Origin of the sequence: Nocardioides sp. AX2bis (assembly GCF_902506435.1) — a bacterium.
Classification (GTDB): Bacteria; Actinomycetota; Actinomycetes; order Propionibacteriales; family Nocardioidaceae; genus Nocardioides.
Window position 1 is genome coordinate 2,173,169 of record NZ_LR733215.1, and the last position, 24,923, is coordinate 2,198,091.

Sequence of the window (24,923 nt, forward strand, 5' to 3'; positions counted from 1 at the left end):
CGTGGACGCTACGCCGGGTGTGAGGTCACCCAGTAGCGCCTCTTCCCCTCCCGCTCGTCCTCCAGGACGCCACCGGCGGACTCGATCGTGAGCATCGAGCCGACGTTGTCCTCGTCGCACGTCACGAGCACCCGCTCGATCCCGAGGCCGGCCGCCCGAGCCAGGGCCAGCCGCAGCCCCGTCCGGGCGTGCCCCTCGCGGCGACGGGAGGGTCGGACGGCGTACCCGACGTGACCGCCCCGCTCGAGCAGGAACGGCGTCAACGCATGACGAAGGGCTAGGAACCCGACGACCGGGTCCTCCGTGGTCGAGGCGTCGACGAGCCACCAGTGCTCGCAGCGCACCAGGTCCTCGGGCAGCAAGGTCGCCGGGTCGGCGAGTGGTCGCACCAGGTCGATCAGGGCGCGCCCCGAGGCCTCGGTCGCCTCGAGCCGGCCCCCGTCCACGAGGAAGTCCCCCGACCCGGGGATCCGGCTGCCACCGAACTCGGCGACCGCCCGGACCCAGGACGGCAGCAGGTGAGACGACGGGGTCGCGAGCTCGGTCACGGGCACTTCCTAGCAGCAGCCCGCCGAGGTGACGCTTGCGGCGCCTCGAGATGACGTTTCCGGACACCCCGCCCGACCCGACCGCGGCCTGTCACCGAACGTTTGTTCTACTGTTACTCCAGTGTGGTCGGGAAAGGCGCTCTGAGCGGCAGGGCTGTCGGCGGTCAGTGCTTGAGTAGACCCATGACCACCACCCACGACACCCACACCGAGGCCGCCGACCTCGGATGTGACGGACCGTGGGTGCCGGGTCCAGCACGGGTACGTCCCGGGGTCCGCGTCACCGGCGCCCTGCTCGACGCCCGCGGTGCTGTCTCCGCCGCGGCCGGGGTCTCGACCACCGCACTATCCAACACCGACCTGACCACCGCAGCCCACGAGATCACCGCCCTGGAGTCCCAGGTCGCGGCCTACAAGCTCGCCGTCCTCGCCGAAGCCCGCGACCGCGGACAACAAGGCCCCGTCGGCGACGAAGCCGACCCCGACCCCGCCTCCTGGCTCGCCAAGCTCACCGGCGACCCCACCGAGGTCCTCCGCGGAGGGACCTACATCGCGACCCTCCTGCAGACCCGGTACCACCACACCCGACGCGCCCTCGAAGCCGGAACGCTCAGGCTGTCCCAGGCCAAGGTCCTCGTCCGCGCCGCCGAACGCGCCCCCAAGGCGTTGACCCCCGCACAGATCGCGTCCGCGGAGGAATCACTCGTCCTGACCGCGACCGGCGAGTCCTCACCCACGAATGGCAAGGGCCGACCCATGTCGGCCAAGAGGCTCCGCGACGAGGCACGGCGGGTGTTCGCCAACATGCTCCCGTCGAAGGCCGAGGCCGACACCGTCGAAGGCGACGACGCCGCTGATGAGGAGCACGAAGCGCACCGGGAGTGCTACCTGTCCCTGAACGACCGGGGCGATGGGACCTTCCGCGGGACGTTCGTGATCCCCACCCTGCACGGACGGATCCTGCAAGCGGCGTTGGAGAAGCTCACCGCACCGAGGCGTCACACCCGCGACACCGACGGCACGCCCCTCACCGATGAGTCCGCGCAGCACGGGACCTCCTACGGGGAGAAGATCGGTGCGGGGTTCTGCGAGCTCATCGAGCACCTGCCCACCACGGGCTTCGACCACGGCAACACCATCGGCCTGCTCATCACCGCAGCCCTCGACAAGATCGCCGCCGGCGTCGGGACCGGGACCCTGGCCACCGGCGAGGTCATCTCCATCCGCTCGATCCGGCGCCTGGCCTGCAACGCCGGCCACCTCCCCGTCGTCCTGGGCGGGGACTCCATGCCCGTCGATGTCGGGAAGTCCCGGCGCAAGTTCACCCGCCACCAGGGCTACGCCCTGAACACCCTGCACGACACCTGCGGCATCGCCGGCTGCGAGAGACCCTTCGCCTGGTGCGAGCTGCATCACCTCCTGGAGTGGTCCCGCGGCGGCCCCACCGACCTCCGCAACGCGCTCCCCCTGTGCGGACACCACCACCGCAGAGCCCACGACCCCGCCTACGAGATGCGCCGACACCGAGGCCGCGAGTACGTCCTGAAGAAGATCCGCAGATAAGCCGGTGACCCCGGCCCCTCCAGGTGTCAGGCTCCACCCGTGATCGACGACCACTGGCCCTTCTTCGGCCTCGAGGTGTCGACCCCCTCGCTGCGCCTGCGCGTCCCCCGGGAGGAGGAGCTGGCGGCGTTGGCGGACCTCGCCGCCGGCGGCGTGCACCCACCCGACGAGCGCCCGTTCCTCACTCCGTGGGCCGAGGGGACCCCGGAGGAGCGTGCGCGGTACGTCCTGCTCGAGCACTGGGACCGCCTCGCCTCGTGGTCCCCCACCGACTGGCGGCTGGGTCTGGGCATCTTCACCGCCGACGGCGAGGCTCTCGGCGCGATCAGGCTGGCGGCCCGGGACTTCTCCGTCATCCGTGAGGTCACGACCTACACCTGGCTCGGCCTGGCGCACCAGGGACGTGGGCTCGGGACCGAGGCCCGCCGAGGGGTCCTGTCCCTGGCCTTCGACCACCTCGCCGCCGCCTCGGCACTCACCTTCGTCTTCCGCGACAACCACGCCTCCCAGGGCGTCTCCCGCCGCCTCGGCTACCGGCCCGACGGCACCACCCGCGACGCCCGGGGCGACGAGATGCTCGTCTCGGACCGGCTCCGCCTGGACGCCGCCGACTGGGCCGGGGCCCGCGAGGCCGGGTACTCGGTCACCGGCCTCGATGCCTGCCGCGGGCTCCTCGGCGCGACGTGACCGCGACGTGACCGACCAGGGGCCGATGCACGAGCGCCAGCTGACGGTGACCCCCGACCTGGTCCGGCGACTCCTCGACGACCAGCTCCCGCAGCACCGGCACCTGCCCCTCCGCCCGGTGGCCGGCGGCGGCACCGTGTGCGCCGTCCTCCGGCTCGGCGAGGGCCTGGCGGTCCGGCTCCCCCTCACCGGCGACGACCCCGTCCAGGTCCGAGCTGGTCTCGAGGCCGAGGCGCAGGCCTCGGCGGCCCTCGCGGCCATCTGCCCCGCCCCCGCGCCACTGCCCGTCACCCTCTGCCGTCCCGGCCACGGCTATCCCCTCCCCTGGTCTGTCCAGACCTGGGTGCCCGGCCACGACGCCCTCGTCGAGGACCCGGCCGGGTCGTCCGCGTTCGCCGAGGACCTGGCCGCCGTCCTCGACGCCTTCCGCACCGCGGACACAAGCGGACGGACGTTCGTCGGTGAGCAGCGCGATGGGCGTGGCGGGCACCTGCCCGACCACGACGAGTGGGTCGCCCACTGCCTCGGACAGAGCGTGGACCACGACCTCGACACCGCGTCGCTCGCCGGGCTCTGGGCCGACTTGCGAGACCTGCCGCCCGCCGGCCCCGACGTGATGACCCACGGGGACCTGATGCCCGGCAACGTCATCGTCACCCACGGCCGCCTCGGCGGGCTGCTCGACACGGGCGGCTTCGGCCCGGCCGACCGCGCCCTCGACCTGGTCGCCGCCTGGCACCTGCTCCACGCACCGGCCCGAGCCGTACTCCGAGACCAGCTCGGGTGCACCGACCTCGAGTGGGCTCGCGGGCGCGCCTGGGCGCTCCAGCAGGCCCTCGGCCTGGTCTGGTACTACGCCCGCACCCACCCCGTCATCTCAGCGACCGGCCGACGCACCCTGGCCCGCGTGCTCACGGGCTGAACCACGGACGGCCGGGTGAGCCGGGCCCCGTCCACCCGGTCGGCACACTGGGACCTGTGACCGCGACCGAGCCCGACTGGGACACCCGCACCGGCCGTACGCCCGGCCCCGCGATGCGGCTGCTCAACACCGTCGTCCCCGGGGTGCGCCGGGTGCGGGCGCAGGCGGACCCGTACGCCGCCGCGTGGCGCGCGCACAATGCCCGTGCCGTCCTCGAGCCGCGCCGCCGCTGGGTCGTGCTCGGCGACTCCATGTCGCAGGGCGTCGGCGCCTCGGCGCACGACGCCGGCTGGGTCGGCCAGCTCGACCAGCGCCTGCGCGCGGACGGCCACGACCTCGCCGTGCTCAACCTGTCGGCCACCGGCGCCCGCACCCGCGACGTCCTCGACCGCCAGCTGCCCGTCCTGGACAGCCTGCCCGCCCAGCCGGACGGCACCCCGGCGGCCCTGGTCACCGTGCTGGTCGGCTCCAACGACCTCTTCGGCGGCCGGGAGGCACGCGCGGCGCTGCCGAGCGCGATGGCCGAGCTGGTCGACCGGCTCCCGGCCGGTTCGCTGGTGACCACGCTCCCCCAGCCCTCGGCGGCCGCCGACCTCGCCAACGAGCACGTCGTCCGCGCCGCCGCCCGCGGCAAGGTCGTGCTGGTCGACCTGCGCGAGACCGGCCCGACCTCGTGGCGGGGCCGGCTGGCGCCGGACTTCTTCCACCCCAACGACCTCGGGTACGCCGCGATGGCCGACGCCCTCGAGCCCGGCGTGCGCGCGGTCCTGCAGGCGCCTCAGCCCTGATCGACCGGCCTCAGCGCGGGTAGGCGTCCCCCGCGGCCTGGCGGGCCTGCCAGGCCGACGACACCATGTCGTGCAGGGTGTGCCGCATCTTCCAGTCCAGGTCGCGCGCGGCCAGCTCGCCGGAGGCGACGATCCGGTCAGGGTCCCCCGGCCGGCGGGGTGCGACGTCGGGGGTGAAGTCGATGCCGGTCACCTCGCGGATGGTGTCCATGATCTCGCGCACCGACGTGCCGCCGCCGCTGCCGAGGTTGTAGACCCGCTCCACCGGCTCGTCGGCCGCCAGCCGGCGCGCGGCCGCCACGTGGGCCTCGGCCAGGTCGGCGACGTGGATGTAGTCGCGCACGCAGGTGCCGTCGGGGGTCTGGTAGTCGTCACCGTTGATCCGCGGGTTGTCGCCGCGCACGAGCATGTCGAAGACCAGCGGGAAGAGGTTGTGCGGGCTGGTGTCGAAGAGGTCGGTGGACCCCGAGCCGACGACGTTGAAGTAGCGCAGGCTGGTGTGCTTCAGCCCCGTCGCGCGCCCGGCGGCGCGCAGCATCCACTCCCCGATCAGCTTCGTCTCGCCGTACGGCGACTCCGGCATGGTCGGCGTGCTCTCGGTGACCAGGTCGGTGTCGGGCGTGCCGAAGGTCGCGGCGCTGGAGGAGAAGACCAGCTTGTCGGCGCCGACGGCCTCCATGCACTGCATCAGGATCACCATCGCCGACACGTTCTGCTCGTAGGTGTGCAGCGGCCGCTGCATCGACACCCCGGCGTACTTGAAGCCCGCGACGTGGACGACGCCCTCGACCTGGTGCTCCTGCAGCGTGTGGTCGACGAGCTTGGCGTCCAGCACGCTGCCGTGCTCGAAGGGCACGCCCGGCGGCAGGAACTGCTCGAAGCCCGACGAGAGGTCGTCGAGGACCACCACCGGGATGTCCGCGGCCTGGAACGCTCGTACGACGTGCGAGCCGATGTAGCCCGCTCCTCCGGTCACCAACCAGGTCATCCGTACCGCTCCTTCGTCCGTGCTCCGAGTCGTGCGTGCGACCCGCAGACGCTAGCGGAGGCGGGCGCTCAGGCCGGGCGCGACGCCACGAGGACGCCGATCTTGTCGATCCGGTGCTCGGGGTTGCCGTTCTCGTCGGACCAGTAGTTGCCCTCTGCGTGGTCCTCGGGCGTCGCGCAGGTCGACAGCGTGATCATCGCCCTCGTCGGCTCGGCACCGGGCCGTCCCGGCACCGCGGCGCGCTGGGCGGTCAGCGACGCGGGCTCGCGGAACGACGTCTCCCGGGTCGTGCGCACCTCGTAGACGTAGTCGGTCCCGTCCGCCGTCACCGTCACCCGGTCCCCGCGCACCAGCGACGGCAGCTCCAGGAACGGCTCGGTGGAGGACAGCCGGTGCCCGGTCACCAGGTAGTTGCCGACGCCGCCCGGCCCGACGCCGCCGTCGGGGCCGTACGGGCTGGCCAGGTCGCCGGCGTCCTGGATCACCGTGCCGGCCACGTCGTCGGTGGTCCCCCGGTAGGCCTGCACCGGGAAGTCGCGCAGCCCGAGGTCCGGCACGCTCAGGGTCGCGGCGCGCGGGGTGCCGTCGGAGGTCGCCGGCCCGGCCGGCTCCAGCCGCTGCCCGGCCTCGGCTGCCGCCTCCGGCGCCGGCGACGACGGCTGCGGCTGCGGGGCCTGGGTCGACGCGGGTACGCGGGCCGCCGCGTCCTGCACCCGCTCGGCGGCCGGCTCACGCTCCGGCGCGGCGGAGCAGCCGGTCAGCGCAGCCAGGGCCACGAGCGGGGCGAGCACGGAAAACCTCATGCCGTCCGAGCGTAGCCAGGCCGCGGTGGGGCCGGCCGTACGTCGGCAGGCACGATGGTGGTGTGTCCCGCCCCTCCCCCGCCGGTGCCGGCGGTGGGCCCAGCCCGGGCCCGGGCGGTGGCTGACCCGGGTCGGGTGCCGCGCCACGTCCACCCGACCCAGGACGACCCCGTCGTTGCCGCCCTGTCCGAGGGCGTCGGCGGCCCGGTCGGGCCGCGGGCCGCGCGCAGCCGCTGGTGGAGCCCCACCGCGGTGGTGCTGCTGCTGGCCGCGCTGACCTTCGCGCTCGGCACCCTGCAGAAGGCGCCGTGCGCGAGCGACGCCTGGGCGGACGGGCAGACCCGCTACTCGGCGATGTGCTACTCCGACCTGCCCTACCTCTACACCGGCCGCGGCTTCGTCGAGCACGAGTGGCCCTACTCCGACGACGCCGGGGTGCGCGACCGCTTCGAGGCCATGGAGTACCCCGTCGGGATCTCCTACTGGGCCTGGGCGTCGAGCTGGGCCACGCACGCGGTGGTCGGGTTCCCCGACCTCGCCCCGCGGTACGCCACCCCGGCCGACGAGCTCTTCGGCCAGCCCGAGGTGGCGCGCGAGGTGGTGCTGTTCACCGCGGTGAACGCCTTCGGCCTGGCCCTGCTGACCCTGGGCGCGGCGTGGTTCCTGACCCGCGCGAACCCCGGGCGGCCCTGGGACGCCGCGGTGTTCGCCGCCTCACCGACGCTGGCGCTGACCGGGCTGATCAACTGGGACCTGCTGGCCGTGGCCCTGGTCGCGGCGGCGCTGTGGTCGTGGTCGCGCGGGCGCCCGCTGCTGACCGGCGTGCTGCTGGGGCTGGGCACGGCGGCCAAGCTCTACCCGGGGCTGCTGCTCGGCCCGGTGCTGGTGCTGCTGGTCCGCGCCCGGCGCTGGCGCGAGGCGGGGCTCGTGGTGGCGGGGGCGGCCGGGGCCTGGCTGCTGGCCAACGCTCCGGCGTACCTCACCGGGCCGGAGGCCTGGGGCGTCTTCTGGGGGTTCAACGCCGAGCGTGGCGCCGACCTCGGCTCGGTGTGGACGATGGTCTCGCAGGTCGGCGACGTGACGTTCTCGGCCGGCACGATCAACCTCGTCTCGCAGGGCTTCCTGGTCGTGTGGTGCCTCGGCGTCGCGGCGCTCGGGCTGCTCGCGCCGTCCCCGCCCCGGCTGGCCCAGCTCGGTCTGCTCGTGGTCGTCGGCTTCCTGCTGGTCAACAAGGTCTACTCCCCGCAGTACGTCCTGTGGCTGCTGCCGCTGGCCGCGCTGGCCCGCCCGCGGTGGCGCGACCAGGTCGTGTGGCAGGCCGGCGAGGTCTTCTACTTCGCGGTGGTCTGGTGGTACCTCGGCGGCTACCTGCGCCCGGGCGCGGCGGGGGAGGGCGAGGCGTACGACGCCCCGGTCTACTGGCTCGGGATCGTGCTGCGGATGCTCTGCGAGCTCTACCTGGCCGCCGTCGTGGTCCGCGACGTGTGGCGGCCGGACCGGGACCCGGTGGCCCGCACGGAGCCGTTGACGCTGCCGGTGCGGTCTCAGTCCACCAGCACGCGGTCGAACGACGTGGTCGTGTAGCGGACCCGTACGTCGAGCTCGTCGCCCACCTCGGGCACCCGGGCGCCGGCCGGCAGCAGCAGCATCGAGGCCTGCATGTGCGGCGGCTCGGCGAACAGGCGCTGGCGGCCGTCGACGGTGAACGGGGAGCGGGCCAGACCGGCGGCGTCGAGCCCGCCGCGCGCCAGCACGGCCGCGCGGGCGCGCAGCCGGCTCTCACCGGCCGGGGCGGTCAGGCCGATGCCGTGGGCGGTGCCGCCGCTGACCACGAGGAGGTGCCCGGCGCGGGGGGCGGTGCGGCCGCGGTAGCCGTACACCTGGCCCCGGCGCAGCGGGTGCACGTCGAGCACGGTGGAGGTGACCCGCAGCGCACCGCGGTCACCGAGCCAGAGCCCGGTGCCGACCCGGGGTCGGACGGTGTAGTCGGCATAGGTCCGCCGCAGCGTGGCCAGCTCGTCGGCCGACAGGTGGCTGATCCACAGCGTGCGGGTCGGCAGGTCGGCGGCGACCACGTCGTCCATCAGCTGCAGGACCTCGGCGAGGTGCGAGCCCTGGTCCAGCGGGAGGTGGAACGCCACGCCGGCCACGGAGGCCGTACGCCGTCCACGCAGCAGCCGTCCCGCGGCCCGCAGCCCGTCGGCGTCGAAGCCGTGACGCAGCATGCTGGTGCGTCGCTCGAGCACGACCCGGGCGGCGGGGTGCCGGTCGAGCAGGTCGACCAGGTCCTCGAGGCGGCCGACGGTGTGGACGACGCGACGCTCCAGCGCCTCGTCGAGCTCCAGCTCGGGCCCGAAGGGACGCCACGGCGTGAGCACGAGCAGGTCGCCGTCGAAGCGGCTCGCCACGGTCTCCAGCTCGGAGTAGGTGCCGACCGCGATCGTGTCGACGTCGTGGCCCTGCTCGCGCAGCCAGCCGGCGCGGCGGGCCAGCCGCGGCAGCGTCAGGCCGTACCCGTTGCCCTTGACGACCGGCGCCAGGCCGGGGTTCGCGGTCGCGACGGCGTCGAGGTGGGCGCGCCAGCGGGCGCCGTCGACGTGGAGGGTCAGGGTCATGCGGTCACCGCCGGCTCATGTAGAGGTCGAAGGCGCGATAGAGCGCCCGGTTGAGCGGGAGGTCCCACTCGCCGACGGTCTCGACGGCCTCGCCGCCGGTGCCGACCTTGAACTGGATCAGCCCGACGTGGGAGTCCTCGGGGTCGAGGGTGTCGGTGATCCCGCGCAGGTCGTAGACGTGGGCGCCGGCGGCGAGCGCGTCGCGCACCATCGCCCACTGCACGGCGTTGGACCCGCGGACCTCGCGCTTCTCGGTGGAGGAGGCGCCGTAGGAGTACCAGGCGTGGGTGCCGACCCGGATGGCGATGGTCGAGGCGACGAGGTCGCCGTCGTGGCGGGCGGCGAAGACCCGGAACCGGTCACGGTCCTCGGCGCCGAGCGCCTCGGCCATGGTGCGGAAGTACGACAGCGGGCGCGGGGTGAAGTGGTCGCGCTCGGCGGTGTGGACGTAGAGCGCGTGGAAGGCGGCCAGCTCGTCGGCCAGGCCGGCGGGGTCGCCGGCGTCGGCGGTGGTGACCTCGACGCCCTCCTTGGCGGCCTTCTTGATGTTGCGCCGCCAGAGCTGGTTCATGCCCTTGAGGACCTCGTCCTCGGTACGGGCGGTGCCGTCGGGGTGGACCAGCGGGACCTGGAAGACGTACTGCGGCTGGCCCGCCGCGAACCCGCCCTCGGCGCCCTGGTGCCGCCAGCCGAGGCGACGCAGCCCGGAGACGACGGCGGCGCCGAGCGGCTCGCGCACCGACGGGGCGAGGTCGGCCAGCCGGGCGGTGGTGTCGTCGGCGACACCGTCCTTGACCTGCTGCGCGCTCCACCGGCGGGTGACCACGGGCGGGCCGATCCGGACGCCGAAGGCGCCCTGACCCTTGACGTGGGCCGTCAGCGGGTCGAGCCAGGCGGCGAGGTCCTCGGCGGCGTCGTCCCAGTCCAGGACGGGTCCCTCGGGCAGGTAGGCCAGGAACCGCTTCACCTTCGGCAGCTGGCGGTAGAGCACCAGCGCGGCGCCGACCATCTCCTCGGCACGGTCGGGGGAGGACCGGAACCAGCCCAGCGACTCACGGCGCCACTCGCTCTTGACCCGGCCCCAGGCCGGCGTCTGCAGGAAGCTGGCCGACGGGCGTGAGCGCAGGTGGGCGAGGTGCTCGTCCTCGGTGACGGGTCGGACGGTGAGGGCGGCAGGCACGGATCGAGGCTACCGGCGACCGGGCGGTGGGCCCGACCGGGCGGGTCAGAGGCGTTCGCGGAGCCAGGCGAAGTCGGCGACGTGGGCCTCGGCCGGGCCGGGGGTCTCGCAGACGACCGGGGCGCCGGCGTCGCGCACCACCTGGGCCAGCAGGTCGGGGTCGATCCGGCCCTGGCCGAAGTTGGTGTGCCGGTCGGCGCCGGAGTCGAACTCGTCACGGCTGTCGTTGGCGTGCACCAGGTCGATCCGGCCGGTGATCGCGAGCACGTCCTGGACCACGGTCGTCAGGTCGTTGCCGCCCGCGTGGGCGTGGCAGGTGTCGAGGCAGAACCCGACCATGTCGGCGCCCTCGGCCGAGGAGATCGCGTCCCACACCCGCCCGATCCGCTCCAGGTAGCGGGTCATCGCGTTGTCCCCGCCGGCGGTGTTCTCGATCAGCAGCGGGAGCTTGAGGTCGGTGGCCTCGACGGCCTTGCGCCAGTTGTCGAACCCGGTCTCCGGGTCGTCGGCCTTGTTCACGTGCCCGCCGTGCACGATCAGGCCCTTCGCGCCGATCTCGGCCGCGGCGTCGACGTGCTTCTGGAGCAGCTTGCGGCTCGGGATCCGGATCCGGTTGTTCGTGGTGGCGACGTTGACGATGTACGGCGCGTGGACGTAGAGGTCCACGCCGGCCGCCTCCGCGTCGGCCCGCAGCCCCTCGGCGCCCCCGGCGTAGGCCACCTCGGGGCCGGCGTAGCCCTGCGGGTCGCCCAGGAACATCTGCACCAGCGGCGCCCCCCGCTCCCGGGCCTCGGCCAGCGGGTCGGTCTGGTCGACGTGGGCGCCGATGGCGATCGTGGTGCTGCTCATGCGGGCCAGGGTAGGCGGGCCGTCCGGGGGTGCGGGAAGTCCCCGGTCGGCCGGGGACTTCTGAACATGTCGGGCTTTGCAAAGGCCGACAAGTTCGAAACCTGCCCGTCCAGTCCGGCTCAGCCGACCGGGGCCTGGATCGGCCCGGTCTCCCACAGGTCGGGGTGCTCGGCCAGCCAGGTCCGCGCGTCCCGGCGGCCGAGGTCGCGGGCGGCGTCGAAGAAGTCGGGGTCGAACAGCAGGTAGCTCAGCAGCTCGCCCTGCAGCGGGCTGTCGCTGCCGAGCAGCCGGTGCACCACCTGCAGGTCGGGGTCGGACAGGGTGCCGCGCCACGACTTGTGGTTCTCGCGGAACACCTCCAGCGCCGTGTCGGCCAGGGCGTCGCCCCGCTCGGGGGCGATCGCGACGTAGGGCACGACGCGGTACCCCGGCTTCCCCCGCGACGAGCGGTGCCGGTCGAGCGCGGGGCGGAGGTCGTCGTCGGCGGCCATCGCGTTGGTCTCGGCCAGTCGACGGAGGTCGTGGCGCATCGGGTCGTCCATCACCGACCCGAGCAGGGTGGCGCCGCCGTCGCCGAGGTCGACCGGGGCGCGGTCGAGGGCCGGGTCGGCCGGGCGCGGGTGCAGGCTGCCGGTGCCGACGGCCACGACCCGCTCGGCGCCGAGCTCGAGCGCGGGGGCCAGCGGCACCCGGCGGCGGGTGGCGCCGTCGGCGTACCAGCCTGCGGCCTCCTCCGGGGAGTCCACCCGCACCGAGGGGAACAGCGTCGGGATGGCCGAGGAGGCCATCAGGTGCTCCACGCCGAGGCGGGTCCGTACGAACCGGCGGTAGCCGTCCGGCGTCGGGGAGCCCGGCAGGTCGGTGTGGTCGGGACCGGTCTCGGTGAACATCACGACCTCACCGGTGCGGACGGCCGTGGCCACCACCGACAGGGCGTGCACCCGGCCCTGCTCGAGGTTGTCGTGCAGCGAGTCCCAGGTGATCGCCCGGCCCAGGGTGCGGGCCAGCGGAGCCGTGCCGAACAGCCCGCGCAGCCGGAAGACCGACAGGCCCAGGGTCTCGGAGGCGTAGCGCAGCGCGACGACCGGGACCTGCTGCCACAGCGGGCGGATCACGTGCCGCTTGGTGGCCTGGCCGAGGGTGGCCACGAGACGCTCGACCTGCTCCTCGGCGTCGAGGTGCGCGGTCGAGGTGAGTGCGGCGGCGAGCAGCGCGCCGGCGCTGGTGCCGAGGTGCAGGGTCGGGTGCACCCCTCGGCGCTCGAGCTCGGGGAGGAGGACCTCGAGCACCCCGACCTGGTACGCCGAGCGGGCGCCGCCGGCGTCGAGCACCAGGGCGACCTCACCGTCCGTCCCCGCCCCGTCGCGCGGGGACCCGTCGGGACGGGCGGGACGGGAGGGGCGGCGGGGCTCGGCAGGGGGCACCCGCCGGATGCTAGACGGTGCGCCCGGGCCTGGGGACGATGATTTCGGCACCTCGGCGACACGCTGGTACCTTGTGCTGTCCTCGCGACCAGCCGGACCCGCAGACCGGGTCCGCGCCCCGAGGAGCACAGGCCCTCCTGCCACGGAGATTCCGTGGCCACCTAGCCCACAGGAGGTGGAGACAGCCTTGCGCGCTTACGAAGTCATGGTCATCCTTGACCCCAGTCTCGACGAGCGGACTGTCGAGCCGTCGCTCGACAAGTACCTCAACGTCATCCGCAAGGACGGCGGCACGATCGACAACCTCGACGTCTGGGGCCGTCGGCGCCTGGCCTACGAGGTCAAGAAGAACGCCGAGGGCATCTACGCCGTCGTCACGCTGCAGGCCGAGCCGGCCACGGTCAAGGAGTTCGACCGCCAGCTCACCCTGAACGAGTCGATCCTGCGTACCAAGGTCCTCCGGCCCGACGCCCACTGATCGCAGCCCTGCCTGTGGACAGCCGCTGACGGCTGTCGGCGCGGCACGGCACGATCGGCGGACACCGCTCCGGACACCGCACCACCTCGACCCAGGAGAACCCCATGGCAGGCGAGACCGTCATCACCGTCGTCGGCAACCTCGTCGACGACCCCGAGCTTCGCTTCACGCCCTCCGGGGCGGCCGTGGCGAACTTCCGGATCGCGTCGACTCCGCGGACCTTCGACAAGAACACCAACGAGTGGAAGGACGGCGAAGGCCTGTTCCTCTCCTGCTCGGTGTGGCGTCAGGCCGCGGAGAACGTCGCCGAGTCCCTCCAGAAGGGGATGCGCGTGGTCGTGCAGGGGCGGCTCAAGCAGCGCTCCTACGAGACCCGTGAGGGCGAGAAGCGCACCGTCGTCGAGCTCGAGGTCGAGGAGGTCGGGCCGTCGCTGAAGTACGCCACGGCCAAGGTCGCCCGAGCCAGCCGCTCCGGCGGCAACGGCCAGGGCGGCGGCGGGTACGGCGGGGGCGCCCCTCAGGGCGGCTCCGGCGGCCAGGGCAACCAGGGTGGTTCCGGCGGCGGCGGTTCGTACGGCGGGGACGACCCGTGGGCGACCCCGGCTCCCCAGCAGGGGGGTCAGGGCGGCCAGCAGCGTCCCGCCGGTGGCCAGCAGGCCGACCCCTGGGGGGCTCCGGGCGTCGGCTCGGAAGAGCCCCCCTTCTGATCCAGCACCCATCCACCATTCCGGTCCGGACACCACAACGGACCGGGCTCATCGAAGGAGAGCACCGCAATGGCCAAGCCAGTGGTCCGCAAGCCGAAGAAGAAGGTTTGCCAGTTCTGCAAGGAGAAGGCGACCGGTGTCGACTACAAGGACGCCGCCCTGCTCCGCAAGTTCATCTCCGACCGCGGCAAGATCCGCGCGCGTCGGGTCACGGGCAACTGTGTCCAGCACCAGCGCGACGTCGCCACGGCCGTGAAGAACGCCCGTGAGGTCGCCCTGCTGCCGTACACCGCGACCGGTCGCTGAGAGGACTGACGACATGAAGCTCATCCTCACCCAGGAGGTCGACGGCCTCGGTGCCCCCGGGGACGTCGTGGACGTCAAGCCCGGCTACGGCCGCAACTACCTCGTCCCGCGCGGCGAGGCCCTGGTCTGGACCCGCGGTGGCGAGAAGACCGTGGAGTCCATCAAGGCCGCCCGCGGCGCCCGCGCCGTGCGTGACCGCGACCACGCGGTCGAGGTCAAGGCCTCGCTCGAGGGCTCGACGGTCGACCTGCCGGTGCGCGCCGGTGCCGGGGGCCGTCTCTTCGGCGCCGTCACCACCGGTGACATCGCCTCGGCGATCGGCACCGCGTCCGGCGAGAAGATCGACAAGCGCACGATCGTGCTCGGCAACCCGATCAAGTCGCTCGGCAGGCACACCGTCGGTGTGCGCCTCCACGAGGAGGTCTCGGCCACGGTGACGCTCAACGTCGTCCCCGCCTGACCGAGCCACCCGCACCACCCGCAGTACCACGACGGCCGTCCCCCTCGGGGGGCGGCCGTCGTCGCGTCCGGGCGGTCAGCGCGCCACGAGGCCGTCGAGGACGGCGGGTCGCTGCGCGCTCACCGTGCCTGCGCGGAGCTGGAGACGGCCGCTGGTCGGGCGGTCGTAGGCGGCCAGCACGACCACCTGGGCCTGACGGGTCCGCTCGGCGCGCTGCGGCACCACCGCCCACCGACCGCGGTCCAGCCGCCACTCGACGACCCCCAGGCCGGGCCCCGTGGGCGCCACGACCCGCAGGTCGCGCACCCCGGTCAGCCGGGTGCTCAGGACGGCCCCGCGGGTCCGGGTCACCAGCACGTCCCCGCCGAGGGCACCCTTCGTGCCGCGGGTCGCCCAGCCGGCGGGGGCCGCCAGCTCACGGGGGACGTGGAACGCGCGGCGCTGGGGCGTGGGGTCGGTGTTGCCCGCGACGTCGGTGGCCGTCGCGGTGACCTCGTGGTCGCCCGCGGCGAGCCGACCGAGCCGGAGGGGCCCGCCGGCGCACTCACGCGCGACGCCGTCGAGGGCGCAGGTCCAGGTGACCGGGGTCGTCCGCGTCCCCTCGTCGGCGCCGACGAAGACCCCCGGCTTGAGCGTGGCCTGCACCGGCGAGCCCGGGGTGACGGGGTCCGGGTCCAGGCCACCGACCCGGGTCTCGGGCGCCCGGGTGTCGGAGCGCCAGGTCGCGGTGGCCGGGGAGGCGCTGTCGTCGTCGGGGGCGGTCTCGCGGCCCGGCTGCAGGAGGCTGCCACGCCAGTCGACCGGGGCGTCGCCCTCGTCGACCGCGTGGACCTCGAACCGCCAGGGGCCCTGGCCGCTCCCGACCTGCGTGTCGGGCAGGTCCTCGTAGGTCACCGGGCTGGTGCAGGGCTCGAGGTCCGTGGTCACCGCCCCGACGACGCGGCAGCGGAAGCCCCACGGGCCGGCGTCGCCGTCCTCGACGACCTCGTGGAACTCGAAGGTCACGGTGTCCTCGGCGATCCAGCCCGCGGCGTTCGGCACGAAGCTGCGGCCGGTGATCTCGGTGTCGGGGGGCGTGGTGTCGTCGCAGCCGGGATCCAGCAGCGGGAGGTCCTGGCGCTCGGTCAGGCAGCCAGGGGCGGCGGCCTGGCTCGCGGGAGGGACCGCGGTGGCGAGGGACAGGCCGAGGGCGAGCGTCGCCACGGCGGCGAGGCCTCGAGGGGTACGTGCGGGGTGGACCGTGCGAGCCATGAGGACTCCGGGGGGCGAGGGGCGGGGGAGACCGGTCCCGAGGCCGGTGCGGTCACCCTAGGAACGCGGCGGGCCCGGCGCAGCCGTCCGTCTCGCCCACGAGCGACCGGCGTAGACCAGCAGCACGACCACGGATCCGACCGCGGCCAGCAGCGCCAGTCCGGCGGTGGGGCCGGCGAGCGCGTCGACCCCGGCGCCGAGCACCACCGCCGGCAGCACGGCGACCGCGACGGTCAGGGTGCGCACCGAGCCGAGCCAGCCGGCAGCGGCGGGGTCGCCGGCCTCGCGGGCCGCCGCGGTCAGGGAGTGCATCAGGGTGCCGGTGGCGGCGAGGGCCGGCAGCGAGACCGCCCAGGCCAGCGCCGGGTCGGCCCTGAGGTCGGAGGTCAGGTCGGGCGCGACGAGCACGGCCGACGTCAGCCCGGCGAGGACGACCAGGGCCAGCGCGGCGGTGCGGTGGGGCAGGTCCCGCGGCAGCCGGACGACGGCCAGCAGCACCAGTGCCCAGCCGAGCGGGTCGGGGGTGGCGTCGACCCCGCCGGTGTCCACCCGGAGCGTGACCAGGAGGAGGCCGAGCGCGGCGACCAGCAGCGGCTGCACGGCGCTCATGCTGGCACGCCCGGGACGGGCGGCGTGGGGCCGCTCACCGGCCGGCGCCGGTGACCAGCCAGGCGCCGCCGCGCTCGCGGTGCACCAGGGCGAGCCCGCGGGCGCCCATGAAGACGAACGAGAACACCACCCAGACCCCGACCAGGCCACCGCCGGCACCGGCCACGAGCAGCACCACCGGGGCGTGCGCCAGCAGGACCAGCGTCCCCGCCCGGGCGAGGTAGGCCCCGTCCCCGGCACCGATCAGCACCCCGTCCAGGACGAAGACCACCCCGGCCAGCGGCTGGGCGAGCGCGGCGACCAGCAGCACCGGGACCAGCCGCTCGTGCACCTGCGCGTCGCTGCTGAAGAGCGGACCGAGCAGGGGCGCGGCGACGGCCAGGAGCACCCCGGTGACCAGCCCGCTGAGCAGTCCCCAGCGCAGCATCCGCCGGGTCACCGCCCGCGTCCCCTCGACGTCCCCGGCACCGAGGTAGCGCCCGGTGATCGCCTGCGCGGCGATCGCGATGGCGTCGAGCACGAACGCCAGGAACGTCCACAGCGTCATCGCCAGCTGGTGGGTGGCGAGGTCGACGGTGCGCTCGGCGGCGGGGGCGATCGCGACGGCGTACGTCGTGACCAGCAGCGCGGCGCGCAGCGTCAGGGTCCGCACCACCAGCGGGCCCGCGGCCCGGGCCGCCTCCCGGACCCCGCGGGTGTCGGGGCGCAGCGAGGCGCCCTCGCGGCGGGCCCCGCGGACGACGACCGCGACCAGCGCCGCGGCGCTGAGGACCTGGGCGACCACCGAGCCGATCGCGGAGCCGGCGATGCCGAGCGCCGGCAGCGGGCCGGTGCCGAAGACCAGCAGGACGTTGAGGACGAGGTTGACCACGTTGCCGGCGACGGCGACGACCAGGGGGGTGCGGACGTCCTGGAAGCCGCGGAGCACGCCGGTCGCGGCCAGCATCACCAGCAGCGGGGTCGTGCCGAGCGCGGCGATGCGCAGGTAGGTGAGCGCTGCGTCCTCGACGGCCGCCTCCGCCCCGAAGATCCCGACGAGGGGTCCGGCGAGCGCCAGCAGGACCGCGGTGGCCGCGACGCCGATCAGGACGGCCAGCCAGATCCCGTCGACGCCCTGGGCCAGGGCCCCGGCCCGGTCGCCGGCCCCGACCCGGCGGGCCACGCTGGCGGTGGTGCCGTAGGCCAGGAAGACGCAGAGCCCGACCACGGTCTGCAGCACGGTGGCCGCGACCCCGAGTCCGGCCAGCGGGATCGTGCCCAGGTGGCCGACGACGGCGGCGTCGCCGAGCAGGAACAGCGGCTCCGCGACGAGGGCCAGGAAGGCCGGCACCGCCAGTCGCACGATCTCGGCGTCGTGGCGCCTGCGGTGTCGTCGCAGGTCAGCGCGGGCGGGTGGGGTGCGCACCTGGCTCCTGCTTGACAAGGGCCGGATCGGCCCGGTGGATAACGGGGGTCAGTCTGTGGAAAGTCTGACTTAAGTCCGGCCCCGTGGTCGACCGGCAGAGGGTCTTGACATGGACGGCCGGTGAACGTAGGTGGGACCGAACTTTTTCAGTTCCACATGCTGTCAGACACATCGCAGCAGGTCAGAGTGGGTGTCGGGGATAGGAACGGCGTGTCGTCCACAGGGTCGCTCACACTCACCCCACAGGTTCGGGCGGGTCTGCCGGAGTTGTCCCCAGGTTATCCACAGGACCTGTGGACAACGGAATAGGTCGGGGCCGTCGACGGGCCGTACGGTCGCGGTTCCGGTCGATCCGCCGAGGCCTGTCGGCGCTCCGTCCTAGCGTCGGTCCCGAGGTCGTCCAGCAGCCCCCGACCTGACCAGCCGACCCGCCGAGGAGGGCGCCGCGTGAGTGTGACCGAGTCCCAGGACCGCTTCGCCGAACCCCCCTTCGAGGAGTGGGGCGACGGGCCCATGCCCTACGCGCCGGGCGAGGCCCCGTCGTCGTCACCGGGCGCTCGTACGCCCCCGCAGGACATGGCCGCCGAGCAGTCCGTGCTCGGGGCGATGCTGATCTCCAAGGACGCCATCGCCGACGTCTCGGAGGTCCTGCGCGGACCGGACTACTACCGCCCCTCGCACGAGACGATCCACGACGCCGTCATCGACCTCTTCGGTCGCGGCGAGCCGGTCGACATGGTCACGGTCTCCGCCGAGCTGCAGCGCCAGGGTCACCTCCAGCGCGTCGGCGGCGCGCCGTACCTCCACACCCTGGCCTCCAACGTCCCGATCGCTGCCAACGCCCAGTTCTACGCCGAGATCGTGCGCGAGAAGGCGATCCTGCGCCGCCTCGTCGACGCCGGCACCAAGATCGTGCAGATCGGGTACGCCGGCGAGGGCCAGGTCGACGACGTCGTCGACCGCGCCCAGGCCGAGATCTACACCGTCACCGACAAGCGCAGCAGCGAGGACTTCGCCCCGCTGGCCGACATCATGGACGGCGTCCTCGACGAGATCGAGGCGATCGGCAACCGGGAGGCCGGGCTCTACGGCGTGCCCACCGGATTCGCCGACCTCGACGACCTGACGAACGGTCTGCACTCTGGGCAGATGATCATCGTCGCGGCTCGTCCTGCCATGGGGAAGGCGCTCGCGCTCGACACCCCGCTCGTGACACCGACCGGCTGGACCACGATGGGCGATGTCGCCGTGGGTGACGACCTCGTCGACGCCCAGGGCAAGGCGACACGAGTCGTGGCGGCGACCGACGTCATGGTCGACCGGCCCTGCTACGAGGTGACCTTCTCGGACGGCACGACGATCGTGGCCGACGCCGAGCACCAGTGGCTGACGGAGACGGTGGTCGAGGAGCGAGCGTCAGCAAGCGTCTCGAGACCCTCGCAGCCGACCTCCCGTATCCGCACCACCGAGCAGATCGCGCAGACGCTGGACCGGATCCACACCATCTCGATGCCGGACGGCTCGTCGGTCAAGGTGGGGTCCGTACGCCCCGTCGCCTCTGTTCCGGTGCGGTGCGTCCAGGTCGACAACGACGACCACCTCTACCTCGCGGGCGAGTCGATGGTTCCGACCCACAACTCGACGCTGGCGCTGGACTTCTGCCGCGCGGCCTCCATCCACAACAACCTCTCCAGCGTCTTCTTCAGCCTCGAGATGACGCGCTCGGAGATCACGATGCGGCTGCTCTCGGCCGAGGCGAAGGTGCCGCTGAACCACATCCGCAACGGCAAGATGGACCAGGCCGACTGGGACAAGCTCGCCCGCCACATGGGCCGGGTGTCGTCGGCGCCGATGTTCATCGACGACTCGCCCAACATGACGATGATGGAGATCCGGGCCAAGGCCCGCCGGCTCAAGCAGCGCCACGACCTCAAGCTGATCGTGATCGACTACATGCAGCTGATGACGTCCGGCCGCAAGGTCGAGTCGCGCCAGCTCGAGGTCTCGGAGTTCTCCCGCCAGATCAAGCTGCTGGCCAAGGAGCTGCAGCTGCCGATCATCGCGCTGTCGCAGCTCAACCGTGGGCCGGAGCAGCGCGGCGACAAGCGCCCGATGATGAGCGACCTTCGCGAATCGGGCTCGCTCGAACAGGACGCCGACATGGTGATCCTGCTGCACCGCGACGACGCCTACGAGAAGGAGTCGACCCGCCCTGGCGAGGCCGACCTGATCGTGGCCAAGCACCGCAACGGCGCGACCCGTGACATCACGGTGGCCTTCCAGGGCCACTACTCGCGCTTCGTCGACATGGCGCACTGACCTCGGGTCGACGACCGGCCACCGACGCCCGTCGCGGCTAGCGTGCCGTATGCCCGAGTTCACCTGGCGACCGGCCAACCAGTCCACGACCGAGGACGTCGAGGCGGTGTTCGACGCCGGCGGCGCCGGGAAGTGCCGCTGCCAGGCCCTGAAGGCCCCGGGCTGGATCTGGCGCGATACCACCCAGGAGCAGAGGGAAGCAGCCCTGCTGGAGCAGACCGGTTGCGGCACCGACGGGCCCACGTCCGGTCTCGTCGGCTACCTCGACGGTGAGCCGGCCGGCTGGGTCGCGGTCGAGCCGCGGGAGGACTACCCCAGGGTGTGGAGCCGGAAGGCGCCGTGGATGCGGATGGACCCCGACCTCGAGGGCGTCTGGTCGGTCACCTGCTTCGTGGTGCGCAAGGGCTTCCGTCGCCAGGGGCTGATGTACGAGCTGGCCGCCGGCACCGTCGAGTACGGACGGCAGGTCGGCGCCCGCGTCCTGGAGGGCTACCCCACCGAGCCGGTGCCCGGGAAGACGGTGATCTGGGACGAGGCCTCGGTGGGGCTGCTCCAGGTGTTCCTCGACGTCGGGTACGAGGTGGTGGCCTCGCCGACCCTGCGGCGGAGGGTCGTGCGGCACCGACTCCTTGACCCGACCGGCTAATGTGATTAGCCTCAGGCTAAGAGCATTAGCCACCCACCAGGAGACGCCATGACCCACCACCTGCCTCTCGACGGGAACCACCTCGCCTACGACCTGGAGGGGGAGGGACCCCTGGTCGTCCTCGCGCACGGCATGGGGGACACCCGGCACTCGTACCGCTTCGTGGTCCCCGCCCTGGTGGCGGCCGGCTACCGGGTCGCCAACGTCGACCTGCGCGGCTGCGGCGACTCCAGCCTGGGCTGGGACGGCTACAGCCGCACCGACATCGCCGGCGACCTCGTCGCCCTCATCCGCCACCTCGGCGGCCCGGCCGTCATCGTGGGCCAGTCCATCAGCGGCGGTGCGACGTCGATCGCGGCCGCCACCGCGCCCGACGTGGTCGTCGGCGTCATCGAGCTGGCGCCCTTCACCCGTACGCAGTCCGTCAGCCTCGGCGGCCTGCTGCGGAACCGGCGCTACCGCACCGGGACGCTCCGGCTGGTGTGGGCCGTCACCACGGGGAGCTCGCGCGGGTGGGGGAGGTACCTCGACCTGGCCGTGCCCGAGAAGCCGGCCGACTGGGACGCAGAGCTGGGACGGATCGTGGCGAAGCTCGACGAGGACGGGCGGATGAAGGTCCTCAGGGCCATGGGCGGTTCGAGCCCGGCGGACGCCGGCGCGCGCCTGCCGGACGTCTCCTGCCCCGTGCTGGTGGTGGAGGGCAGCCTGGACCCCGACTGGGCGGACCCGGTGGCCGAGGCGGAGCTGATCCTGGCCGACCTCCCCGACGGCGTGGGCGAGGTCGCCGTCATCGAGGGCGCCGGGCACTACCCGCACACGCAGACCCCCGACGAGGTCGTCGCGCTGGCGCTGCCCTTCCTGGCCCGGACGCTCCCGCGTGCCTAGGGCCGGCCTGGCACCGGCCACGGTCGTCGAGGCGGCCGCCGACCTGGCCGACGAGACCGGGTTCGACCACCTCAGCATGGGGAAGGTGGCCGAACGGCTCGGCGTCCGGGCCCCCTCCCTCTACAAGCACGTCGAGGGACTCGACGACCTCGCCCACCGGATCGCGGTCCTGGCCGCCCACGAGCTCAGCGACGCCATCCGCGACGCCACCCAGGGCCGCTCGGCCCGCGAGGCGCTCGCCGCCGCCGCCCGCGCGATGCGCGCCTTCGTGAACGAGCACCCCGGTCGGTACGCCGCGATCAACGCCGCCCGCCGTACCGGCGCCGACGACCCGCTGGAGGTCCCCACCGCACGGTTCCTAGCCTCGCTCTCCGCCGTGCTGCACGGCTACCGGGTGGACCCGGCCCAGGAGGTGCACGCGATGAGGATGCTGCGCAGCATGCTCCACGGGTTCGCCGACCTCGAGCTGGCCCGCGGCTTCCAGCTCGACACCGACGTGGACGAGAGCTTCACCTGGCTCCTCGACTTCGTCGACCGCGGGCTGCGGGCGCTCGTCGCGGAGCTGCCATGAGCATCACGACCGCCCGGCTGCGGTTCCGACCGTTCGTGAGCGCCGACCACACCTGGCTGCACCCGATCGCCTCCGACCCGGTCGTCACCCGCTACACCGACTGGGGCCCGAACACCGTCGACGACACCACCGACTTCCTGGCCGACGCCGCCACGGAGGGGGCCGGGCCGTCGCCCTGGACCTGGGCGGTGACCCAGGCCGACGGCACGGGCATCGGCTCGGCGAGCCTCGACGTCGTCAGCGCCCCCCACCGCCGGGCGCGGATCGGCTACCTGGTCGGACCGGCGCACCAGGGCGCCGGCTACGGCACCGAGATCGCGACCGGGCTGGTCTCGCGCGCGTTCGACCACCACGGGATCCGCCGCGTCGAGGCCACCTGCCACCCCGACAACACCGCGTCGGCCCGGGTGCTGGAGAAGGCGGGCCTGCTCCTCGAGGGGCGCATGCGCAGCCACCTCCTGGCTCGCGGCGCGTGGCGGGACAGCCTGCTCTTCGCGACCCTCGACACGGACCCCCGCGGCGGACGAGACTCACGAGCGCCATGACGACGACGCCGCACCCCGCCGACACCCACGACCTCATCCGCGTCCACGGCGCCCGCGAGAACAACCTCAAGGACGTCAGCGTGGAGCTGCCCAAGCGGCGGCTGACCGTCTTCACCGGGGTCTCCGGGTCGGGCAAGAGCTCGTTGGTCTTCGCCACGATCGCCGCGGAGTCGCAGCGGATGATCAACGAGACCTACAGCGCGTTCGTCCAGGGCTTCATGCCCAGCCAGGCCCGCCCCGACGTCGACGTGCTGGAGGGGCTGACCACCGCGATCATCGTCGACCAGGAGCGGATGGGCGCCTCGCCGCGCTCCACGGTCGGCACCGCCACGGACGCCAACGCGATGCTGCGGAGGCTCTTCAGCCGGCTGGGCGAGCCGAGCATCGGGGGGCCGCAGGCGTACTCCTTCAACGTCGCCTCGATCTCGGGCGCCGGCGCGGTGACGACGACCAAGGCCGGGCGGGAGACCAAGGAGCGGCGCTCGTTCACGATCACCGGCGGCATGTGCCCGCGCTGCGAGGGCCGCGGCGCGGTCAACGACATCGACCTGAGCGCCCTCTACGACGACAGCCTGTCCCTCAACGACGGCGCGCTCCGGATCCCGGGCTACAGCATGGAGGGCTGGTACGGCCGGATCTTCCGCGGCTGCGGCTTCCTCGACGCGGACAAGCCGATCAGGGACTACTCCGCACGCGAGCTCGACGACCTGCTGCACAAGGAGCCGACCAAGCTCAAGATCGACGGCATCAACCTGACCTACCTCGGGCTGATCCCGCAGATCAAGAAGTCGTTCCTGGCCAAGGACGTCGAGGCGATGCAGCCGCACGTCCGGGCGTTCGTCGAGCGTGCCGTCACCTTCACGACCTGCCCCGACTGCGGCGGCACCCGCCTCACCGAGGCCGCCCGCTCCTCGACGATCGGCGGGGTGAGCATCGCCGACGCCTGCGCGATGCAGATCAGCGACCTCGCCACCTGGGTGCGCGGCCTCGACGAGCCGTCGGTGGCGCCGCTGCTCACGACGCTGGGACACACGCTCGACTCGTTCGTCGAGATCGGCCTGGGCTACCTCTCCCTGGACCGCCCCGCCGGCACGCTCTCGGGCGGCGAGGCCCAGCGCACCAAGATGATCCGCCACCTCGGGTCCTCCCTCACCGACGTCACCTACGTCTTCGACGAGCCGACCATCGGCCTGCACCCCCACGACGTGCAGCGGATGAACGAGCTCCTCCTGCAGCTGCGCGACAAGGGCAACACCGTGCTGGTCGTGGAGCACAAGCCCGAGGCGATCGCGATCGCCGACCACGTCGTCGACCTCGGTCCCCGCGCCGGTACGGCGGGCGGCGAGATCGTCTTCGAGGGCACCGTCGCCGGCCTGCGGGCCAGCGACACCCTCACCGGTCGCCACCTCGACGACCGGGTCTCGCCCAAGGAGGTCCTGCGGACCCCGACCGGGGTGCTCGAGGTGCGGGGCGCGAGCACCCACAACCTGCGCGACGTCGACGTCGACGTGCCGCTCGGCGTGCTCACCGTGGTCACCGGTGTCGCGGGGTCCGGCAAGAGCTCGCTCATCCAGGGCTCCGTGGCGGGTCGCGAGGGCGTCGTGGTGGTCGACCAGAGCGGCATCAAGGGCTCGCGGCGCAGCAACCCCGCGACGTACACCGGTCTGCTCGAGCCGATCCGCAAGGCCTTCGCCAAGGCCAACGGCGTGAAGCCGGCGCTGTTCAGCGCCAACTCCGAGGGCGCCTGCCCGAGCTGCAACGGCGCCGGGGTGATCTTCTCCGACCTCGGGATCATGGGCGGCGTCTCGACGCCGTGCGAGCTGTGCGAGGGGCGCCGCTTCGACTCCTCCGTGCTCGACTACACCTTCGGCGGTGCCGACATCAGCGAGGTCCTCGCGATGTCGGTCGCGGTCGCCGAGGAGTTCTTCGGCAGCGGCGACGCCCGGGTGCCGGCCGCCCACAAGATCCTGGTCAACCTCGTCGACGTCGGCCTGGGCTACCTGACCCTCGGGCAGCCGCTCACCACGCTCTCGGGCGGGGAGCGGCAGCGCATCAAGCTGGCCACCCGGATGGCCGAGCAGGGCGTGACCTACGTGCTCGACGAGCCGACGACCGGCCTGCACCTCGCCGACGTCGAGAACCTCCTGGGGCTGCTCGACCGCCTCGTCGACGCGGGGAAGACGGTCGTGGTGATCGAGCACCACCAGGCCGTGATGGCGCACGCCGACTGGATCATCGACCTGGGTCCGGGCGCCGGGCACGACGGCGGGCTGGTGGTCTTCGAGGGCACGCCGGCGGAGCTCATCGCCTCGCGCGCGACGATCACCGGCGAGCACCTGGCGGCGTACTGCGGGAGCTGACTGGACGTCCTCCC

General features: G+C 73.4%; 25 protein-coding genes. 15 read left to right on the forward strand and 10 right to left on the reverse strand.

The annotated features are described in order from the left end of the window. Positions 1-8: 8 nt before the first annotated feature. Positions 9-548, reverse strand: a complete 540-nt coding sequence (locus GV155_RS10405) for a GNAT family N-acetyltransferase (protein WP_236554247.1) — start codon at positions 546-548, stop codon at positions 9-11. Between the two features lie 183 nt (positions 549-731). Here GV155_RS10405 and GV155_RS10410 point away from each other — a divergent pair, with 183 nt between their 5' ends. Genes GV155_RS10410 through GV155_RS10425 form a run of 4 tightly spaced genes read left to right on the forward strand, consistent with a single transcriptional unit; the run spans position 732 to position 4,508 of the window. Continuing rightward, a complete protein-coding gene (locus GV155_RS10410) occupies positions 732-2,111 on the forward strand; it encodes an HNH endonuclease signature motif containing protein (protein WP_160007714.1) in 1,380 nt (459 codons plus the stop codon). Positions 2,112-2,150: 39 nt separating this feature from the next. Then, the gene (locus tag GV155_RS10415; RefSeq protein ID WP_160007716.1) at positions 2,151-2,798 is read left to right on the forward strand and encodes a GNAT family N-acetyltransferase; all 648 of its coding nucleotides are present in this window, start codon (positions 2,151-2,153) and stop codon (positions 2,796-2,798) included. Positions 2,799-2,805: 7 nt separating this feature from the next. Beyond that, a complete protein-coding gene (locus GV155_RS10420; protein ID WP_236554248.1) occupies positions 2,806-3,720 on the forward strand; it encodes a phosphotransferase in 915 nt (304 codons plus the stop codon). Between the two features lie 56 nt (positions 3,721-3,776). Then, positions 3,777-4,508, forward strand: coding sequence for an SGNH/GDSL hydrolase family protein (locus GV155_RS10425; RefSeq protein WP_201300136.1), 732 nt, complete (start codon positions 3,777-3,779; stop codon positions 4,506-4,508). A gap of 10 nt (positions 4,509-4,518) precedes the next feature. On the opposite strand, the gene galE is transcribed toward GV155_RS10425, so the two are convergent. Together galE and GV155_RS10435 are read right to left on the reverse strand one after the other, a co-directional pair. Continuing rightward, the gene (galE, locus tag GV155_RS10430) at positions 4,519-5,496 is read right to left on the reverse strand and encodes a UDP-glucose 4-epimerase GalE (RefSeq protein WP_160007718.1); all 978 of its coding nucleotides are present in this window, start codon (positions 5,494-5,496) and stop codon (positions 4,519-4,521) included. Between the two features lie 68 nt (positions 5,497-5,564). Continuing rightward, on the reverse strand, positions 5,565-6,299 hold the full coding sequence (locus GV155_RS10435; protein WP_160007720.1) for a class E sortase: 735 nt from the start codon (positions 6,297-6,299) through the stop codon (positions 5,565-5,567). A 117-nt stretch (positions 6,300-6,416) separates the two neighbouring features. Between GV155_RS10435 and GV155_RS10440 the strand changes: the two genes are divergently transcribed. Then, positions 6,417-7,883, forward strand: a complete 1,467-nt coding sequence (locus tag GV155_RS10440) for a glycosyltransferase family 87 protein (RefSeq protein ID WP_236554249.1) — start codon at positions 6,417-6,419, stop codon at positions 7,881-7,883. On the opposite strand, the gene GV155_RS10445 is transcribed toward GV155_RS10440, so the two are convergent. The 4 genes from GV155_RS10445 to GV155_RS10460 form a co-directional block, all read right to left on the reverse strand. Next, positions 7,844-8,914, reverse strand: coding sequence for an alanine racemase (locus GV155_RS10445; RefSeq protein WP_160007724.1), 1,071 nt, complete (start codon positions 8,912-8,914; stop codon positions 7,844-7,846). The two genes, GV155_RS10440 and GV155_RS10445, sit on opposite strands and share 40 nt — an antisense overlap. 4 nt (positions 8,915-8,918) lie before the next feature. Continuing rightward, positions 8,919-10,094 carry a lipid II:glycine glycyltransferase FemX gene (locus tag GV155_RS10450; RefSeq protein WP_160007726.1) on the reverse strand — a complete coding sequence of 392 codons (1,176 nt, stop codon included), beginning with the start codon at positions 10,092-10,094 and terminating at the stop codon, positions 8,919-8,921. A gap of 45 nt (positions 10,095-10,139) precedes the next feature. Beyond that, a complete protein-coding gene (locus tag GV155_RS10455; protein ID WP_160007728.1) occupies positions 10,140-10,943 on the reverse strand; it encodes a deoxyribonuclease IV in 804 nt (267 codons plus the stop codon). A 119-nt stretch (positions 10,944-11,062) separates the two neighbouring features. After that, positions 11,063-12,367, reverse strand: coding sequence for a patatin-like phospholipase family protein (locus GV155_RS10460; RefSeq protein ID WP_160007730.1), 1,305 nt, complete (start codon positions 12,365-12,367; stop codon positions 11,063-11,065). Between the two features lie 187 nt (positions 12,368-12,554). Here GV155_RS10460 and rpsF point away from each other — a divergent pair, with 187 nt between their 5' ends. The 4 genes from rpsF to rplI all read left to right on the forward strand — a co-directional run bounded on the left by rpsF (position 12,555) and on the right by rplI (position 14,318). Continuing rightward, complete coding sequence (gene rpsF / locus GV155_RS10465; RefSeq protein WP_160007732.1) at positions 12,555-12,845, forward strand: 30S ribosomal protein S6; 291 nt, start codon at positions 12,555-12,557, stop codon at positions 12,843-12,845. Positions 12,846-12,949: 104 nt separating this feature from the next. After that, complete coding sequence (locus GV155_RS10470) at positions 12,950-13,552, forward strand: single-stranded DNA-binding protein (protein WP_160007734.1); 603 nt, start codon at positions 12,950-12,952, stop codon at positions 13,550-13,552. A gap of 69 nt (positions 13,553-13,621) precedes the next feature. Further along, positions 13,622-13,858 carry a 30S ribosomal protein S18 gene (gene rpsR / locus GV155_RS10475; RefSeq protein WP_160007736.1) on the forward strand — a complete coding sequence of 79 codons (237 nt, stop codon included), beginning with the start codon at positions 13,622-13,624 and terminating at the stop codon, positions 13,856-13,858. Between the two features lie 13 nt (positions 13,859-13,871). Then, a complete protein-coding gene (rplI, locus tag GV155_RS10480; RefSeq protein ID WP_160007738.1) occupies positions 13,872-14,318 on the forward strand; it encodes a 50S ribosomal protein L9 in 447 nt (148 codons plus the stop codon). 75 nt (positions 14,319-14,393) lie between these two features. Here rplI and GV155_RS10485 read toward each other — a convergent pair whose 3' ends face one another. From GV155_RS10485 to GV155_RS10495, 3 genes are read right to left on the reverse strand one after another with little or no spacing between them, the layout of a single operon-like run. After that, positions 14,394-15,569: a hypothetical protein gene (locus GV155_RS10485; protein WP_160007740.1), complete on the reverse strand. Its 1,176-nt coding sequence runs from the start codon at positions 15,567-15,569 to the stop codon at positions 14,394-14,396. Between the two features lie 57 nt (positions 15,570-15,626). After that, positions 15,627-16,178, reverse strand: a complete 552-nt coding sequence (locus GV155_RS10490; RefSeq protein WP_160007742.1) for a hypothetical protein — start codon at positions 16,176-16,178, stop codon at positions 15,627-15,629. Positions 16,179-16,212: 34 nt separating this feature from the next. Beyond that, positions 16,213-17,583 carry an MATE family efflux transporter gene (locus GV155_RS10495; RefSeq protein ID WP_160007744.1) on the reverse strand — a complete coding sequence of 457 codons (1,371 nt, stop codon included), beginning with the start codon at positions 17,581-17,583 and terminating at the stop codon, positions 16,213-16,215. Positions 17,584-18,096: 513 nt separating this feature from the next. Here GV155_RS10495 and dnaB point away from each other — a divergent pair. Genes dnaB through GV155_RS10525 form a run of 6 tightly spaced genes read left to right on the forward strand, consistent with a single transcriptional unit; the run spans position 18,097 to position 24,909 of the window. Then, entirely contained in the window at positions 18,097-19,902 is a 1,806-nt protein-coding gene (dnaB, locus tag GV155_RS10500; protein ID WP_160011150.1) for a replicative DNA helicase, read from the forward strand. A gap of 49 nt (positions 19,903-19,951) precedes the next feature. Beyond that, positions 19,952-20,548 (forward strand): GNAT family N-acetyltransferase, encoded by a 597-nt coding sequence (locus tag GV155_RS10505; RefSeq protein ID WP_160007746.1) that lies wholly within the window; start codon positions 19,952-19,954, stop codon positions 20,546-20,548. A 48-nt stretch (positions 20,549-20,596) separates the two neighbouring features. Further along, positions 20,597-21,433, forward strand: a complete 837-nt coding sequence (locus tag GV155_RS10510; protein ID WP_160007748.1) for an alpha/beta fold hydrolase — start codon at positions 20,597-20,599, stop codon at positions 21,431-21,433. Continuing rightward, the gene (locus GV155_RS10515; RefSeq protein ID WP_160007750.1) at positions 21,426-22,004 is read left to right on the forward strand and encodes a TetR/AcrR family transcriptional regulator; all 579 of its coding nucleotides are present in this window, start codon (positions 21,426-21,428) and stop codon (positions 22,002-22,004) included. The genes GV155_RS10510 and GV155_RS10515 overlap by 8 nt, the downstream gene beginning before the upstream one ends. After that, positions 22,001-22,549 (forward strand): GNAT family N-acetyltransferase, encoded by a 549-nt coding sequence (locus GV155_RS10520; RefSeq protein ID WP_160007752.1) that lies wholly within the window; start codon positions 22,001-22,003, stop codon positions 22,547-22,549. The genes GV155_RS10515 and GV155_RS10520 overlap by 4 nt, the downstream gene beginning before the upstream one ends. Beyond that, the gene (locus GV155_RS10525) at positions 22,546-24,909 is read left to right on the forward strand and encodes an excinuclease ABC subunit UvrA (RefSeq protein WP_160007754.1); all 2,364 of its coding nucleotides are present in this window, start codon (positions 22,546-22,548) and stop codon (positions 24,907-24,909) included. The genes GV155_RS10520 and GV155_RS10525 overlap by 4 nt, the downstream gene beginning before the upstream one ends. The last annotated feature ends 14 nt before the right edge of the window (positions 24,910-24,923 follow it).

Bases quoted from the DNA above. Each gene is read 5' to 3' on its own strand.
- GV155_RS10410 (WP_160007714.1), top strand. From the start codon at position 732: ATGACCACCACCCACGACACCCACACCGAGGCCGCCGACCTCGGATGT.
- galE (WP_160007718.1), bottom strand. From the start codon at position 5,496: ATGACCTGGTTGGTGACCGGAGGAGCGGGCTACATCGGCTCGCACGTC.
- GV155_RS10435 (WP_160007720.1), bottom strand. From the start codon at position 6,299: ATGAGGTTTTCCGTGCTCGCCCCGCTCGTGGCCCTGGCTGCGCTGACC.
- GV155_RS10445 (WP_160007724.1), bottom strand. From the start codon at position 8,914: ATGACCCTGACCCTCCACGTCGACGGCGCCCGCTGGCGCGCCCACCTC.
- GV155_RS10455 (WP_160007728.1), bottom strand. From the start codon at position 10,943: ATGAGCAGCACCACGATCGCCATCGGCGCCCACGTCGACCAGACCGAC.
- GV155_RS10470 (WP_160007734.1), top strand. From the start codon at position 12,950: ATGGCAGGCGAGACCGTCATCACCGTCGTCGGCAACCTCGTCGACGAC.
- rpsR (WP_160007736.1), top strand. From the start codon at position 13,622: ATGGCCAAGCCAGTGGTCCGCAAGCCGAAGAAGAAGGTTTGCCAGTTC.
- rplI (WP_160007738.1), top strand. From the start codon at position 13,872: ATGAAGCTCATCCTCACCCAGGAGGTCGACGGCCTCGGTGCCCCCGGG.
- GV155_RS10485 (WP_160007740.1), bottom strand. From the start codon at position 15,569: ATGGCTCGCACGGTCCACCCCGCACGTACCCCTCGAGGCCTCGCCGCC.
- GV155_RS10490 (WP_160007742.1), bottom strand. From the start codon at position 16,178: ATGAGCGCCGTGCAGCCGCTGCTGGTCGCCGCGCTCGGCCTCCTCCTG.
- dnaB (WP_160011150.1), top strand. From the start codon at position 18,097: ATGCCCTACGCGCCGGGCGAGGCCCCGTCGTCGTCACCGGGCGCTCGT.
- GV155_RS10505 (WP_160007746.1), top strand. From the start codon at position 19,952: ATGCCCGAGTTCACCTGGCGACCGGCCAACCAGTCCACGACCGAGGAC.
- GV155_RS10510 (WP_160007748.1), top strand. From the start codon at position 20,597: ATGACCCACCACCTGCCTCTCGACGGGAACCACCTCGCCTACGACCTG.
- GV155_RS10520 (WP_160007752.1), top strand. From the start codon at position 22,001: ATGAGCATCACGACCGCCCGGCTGCGGTTCCGACCGTTCGTGAGCGCC.
- GV155_RS10525 (WP_160007754.1), top strand. From the start codon at position 22,546: ATGACGACGACGCCGCACCCCGCCGACACCCACGACCTCATCCGCGTC.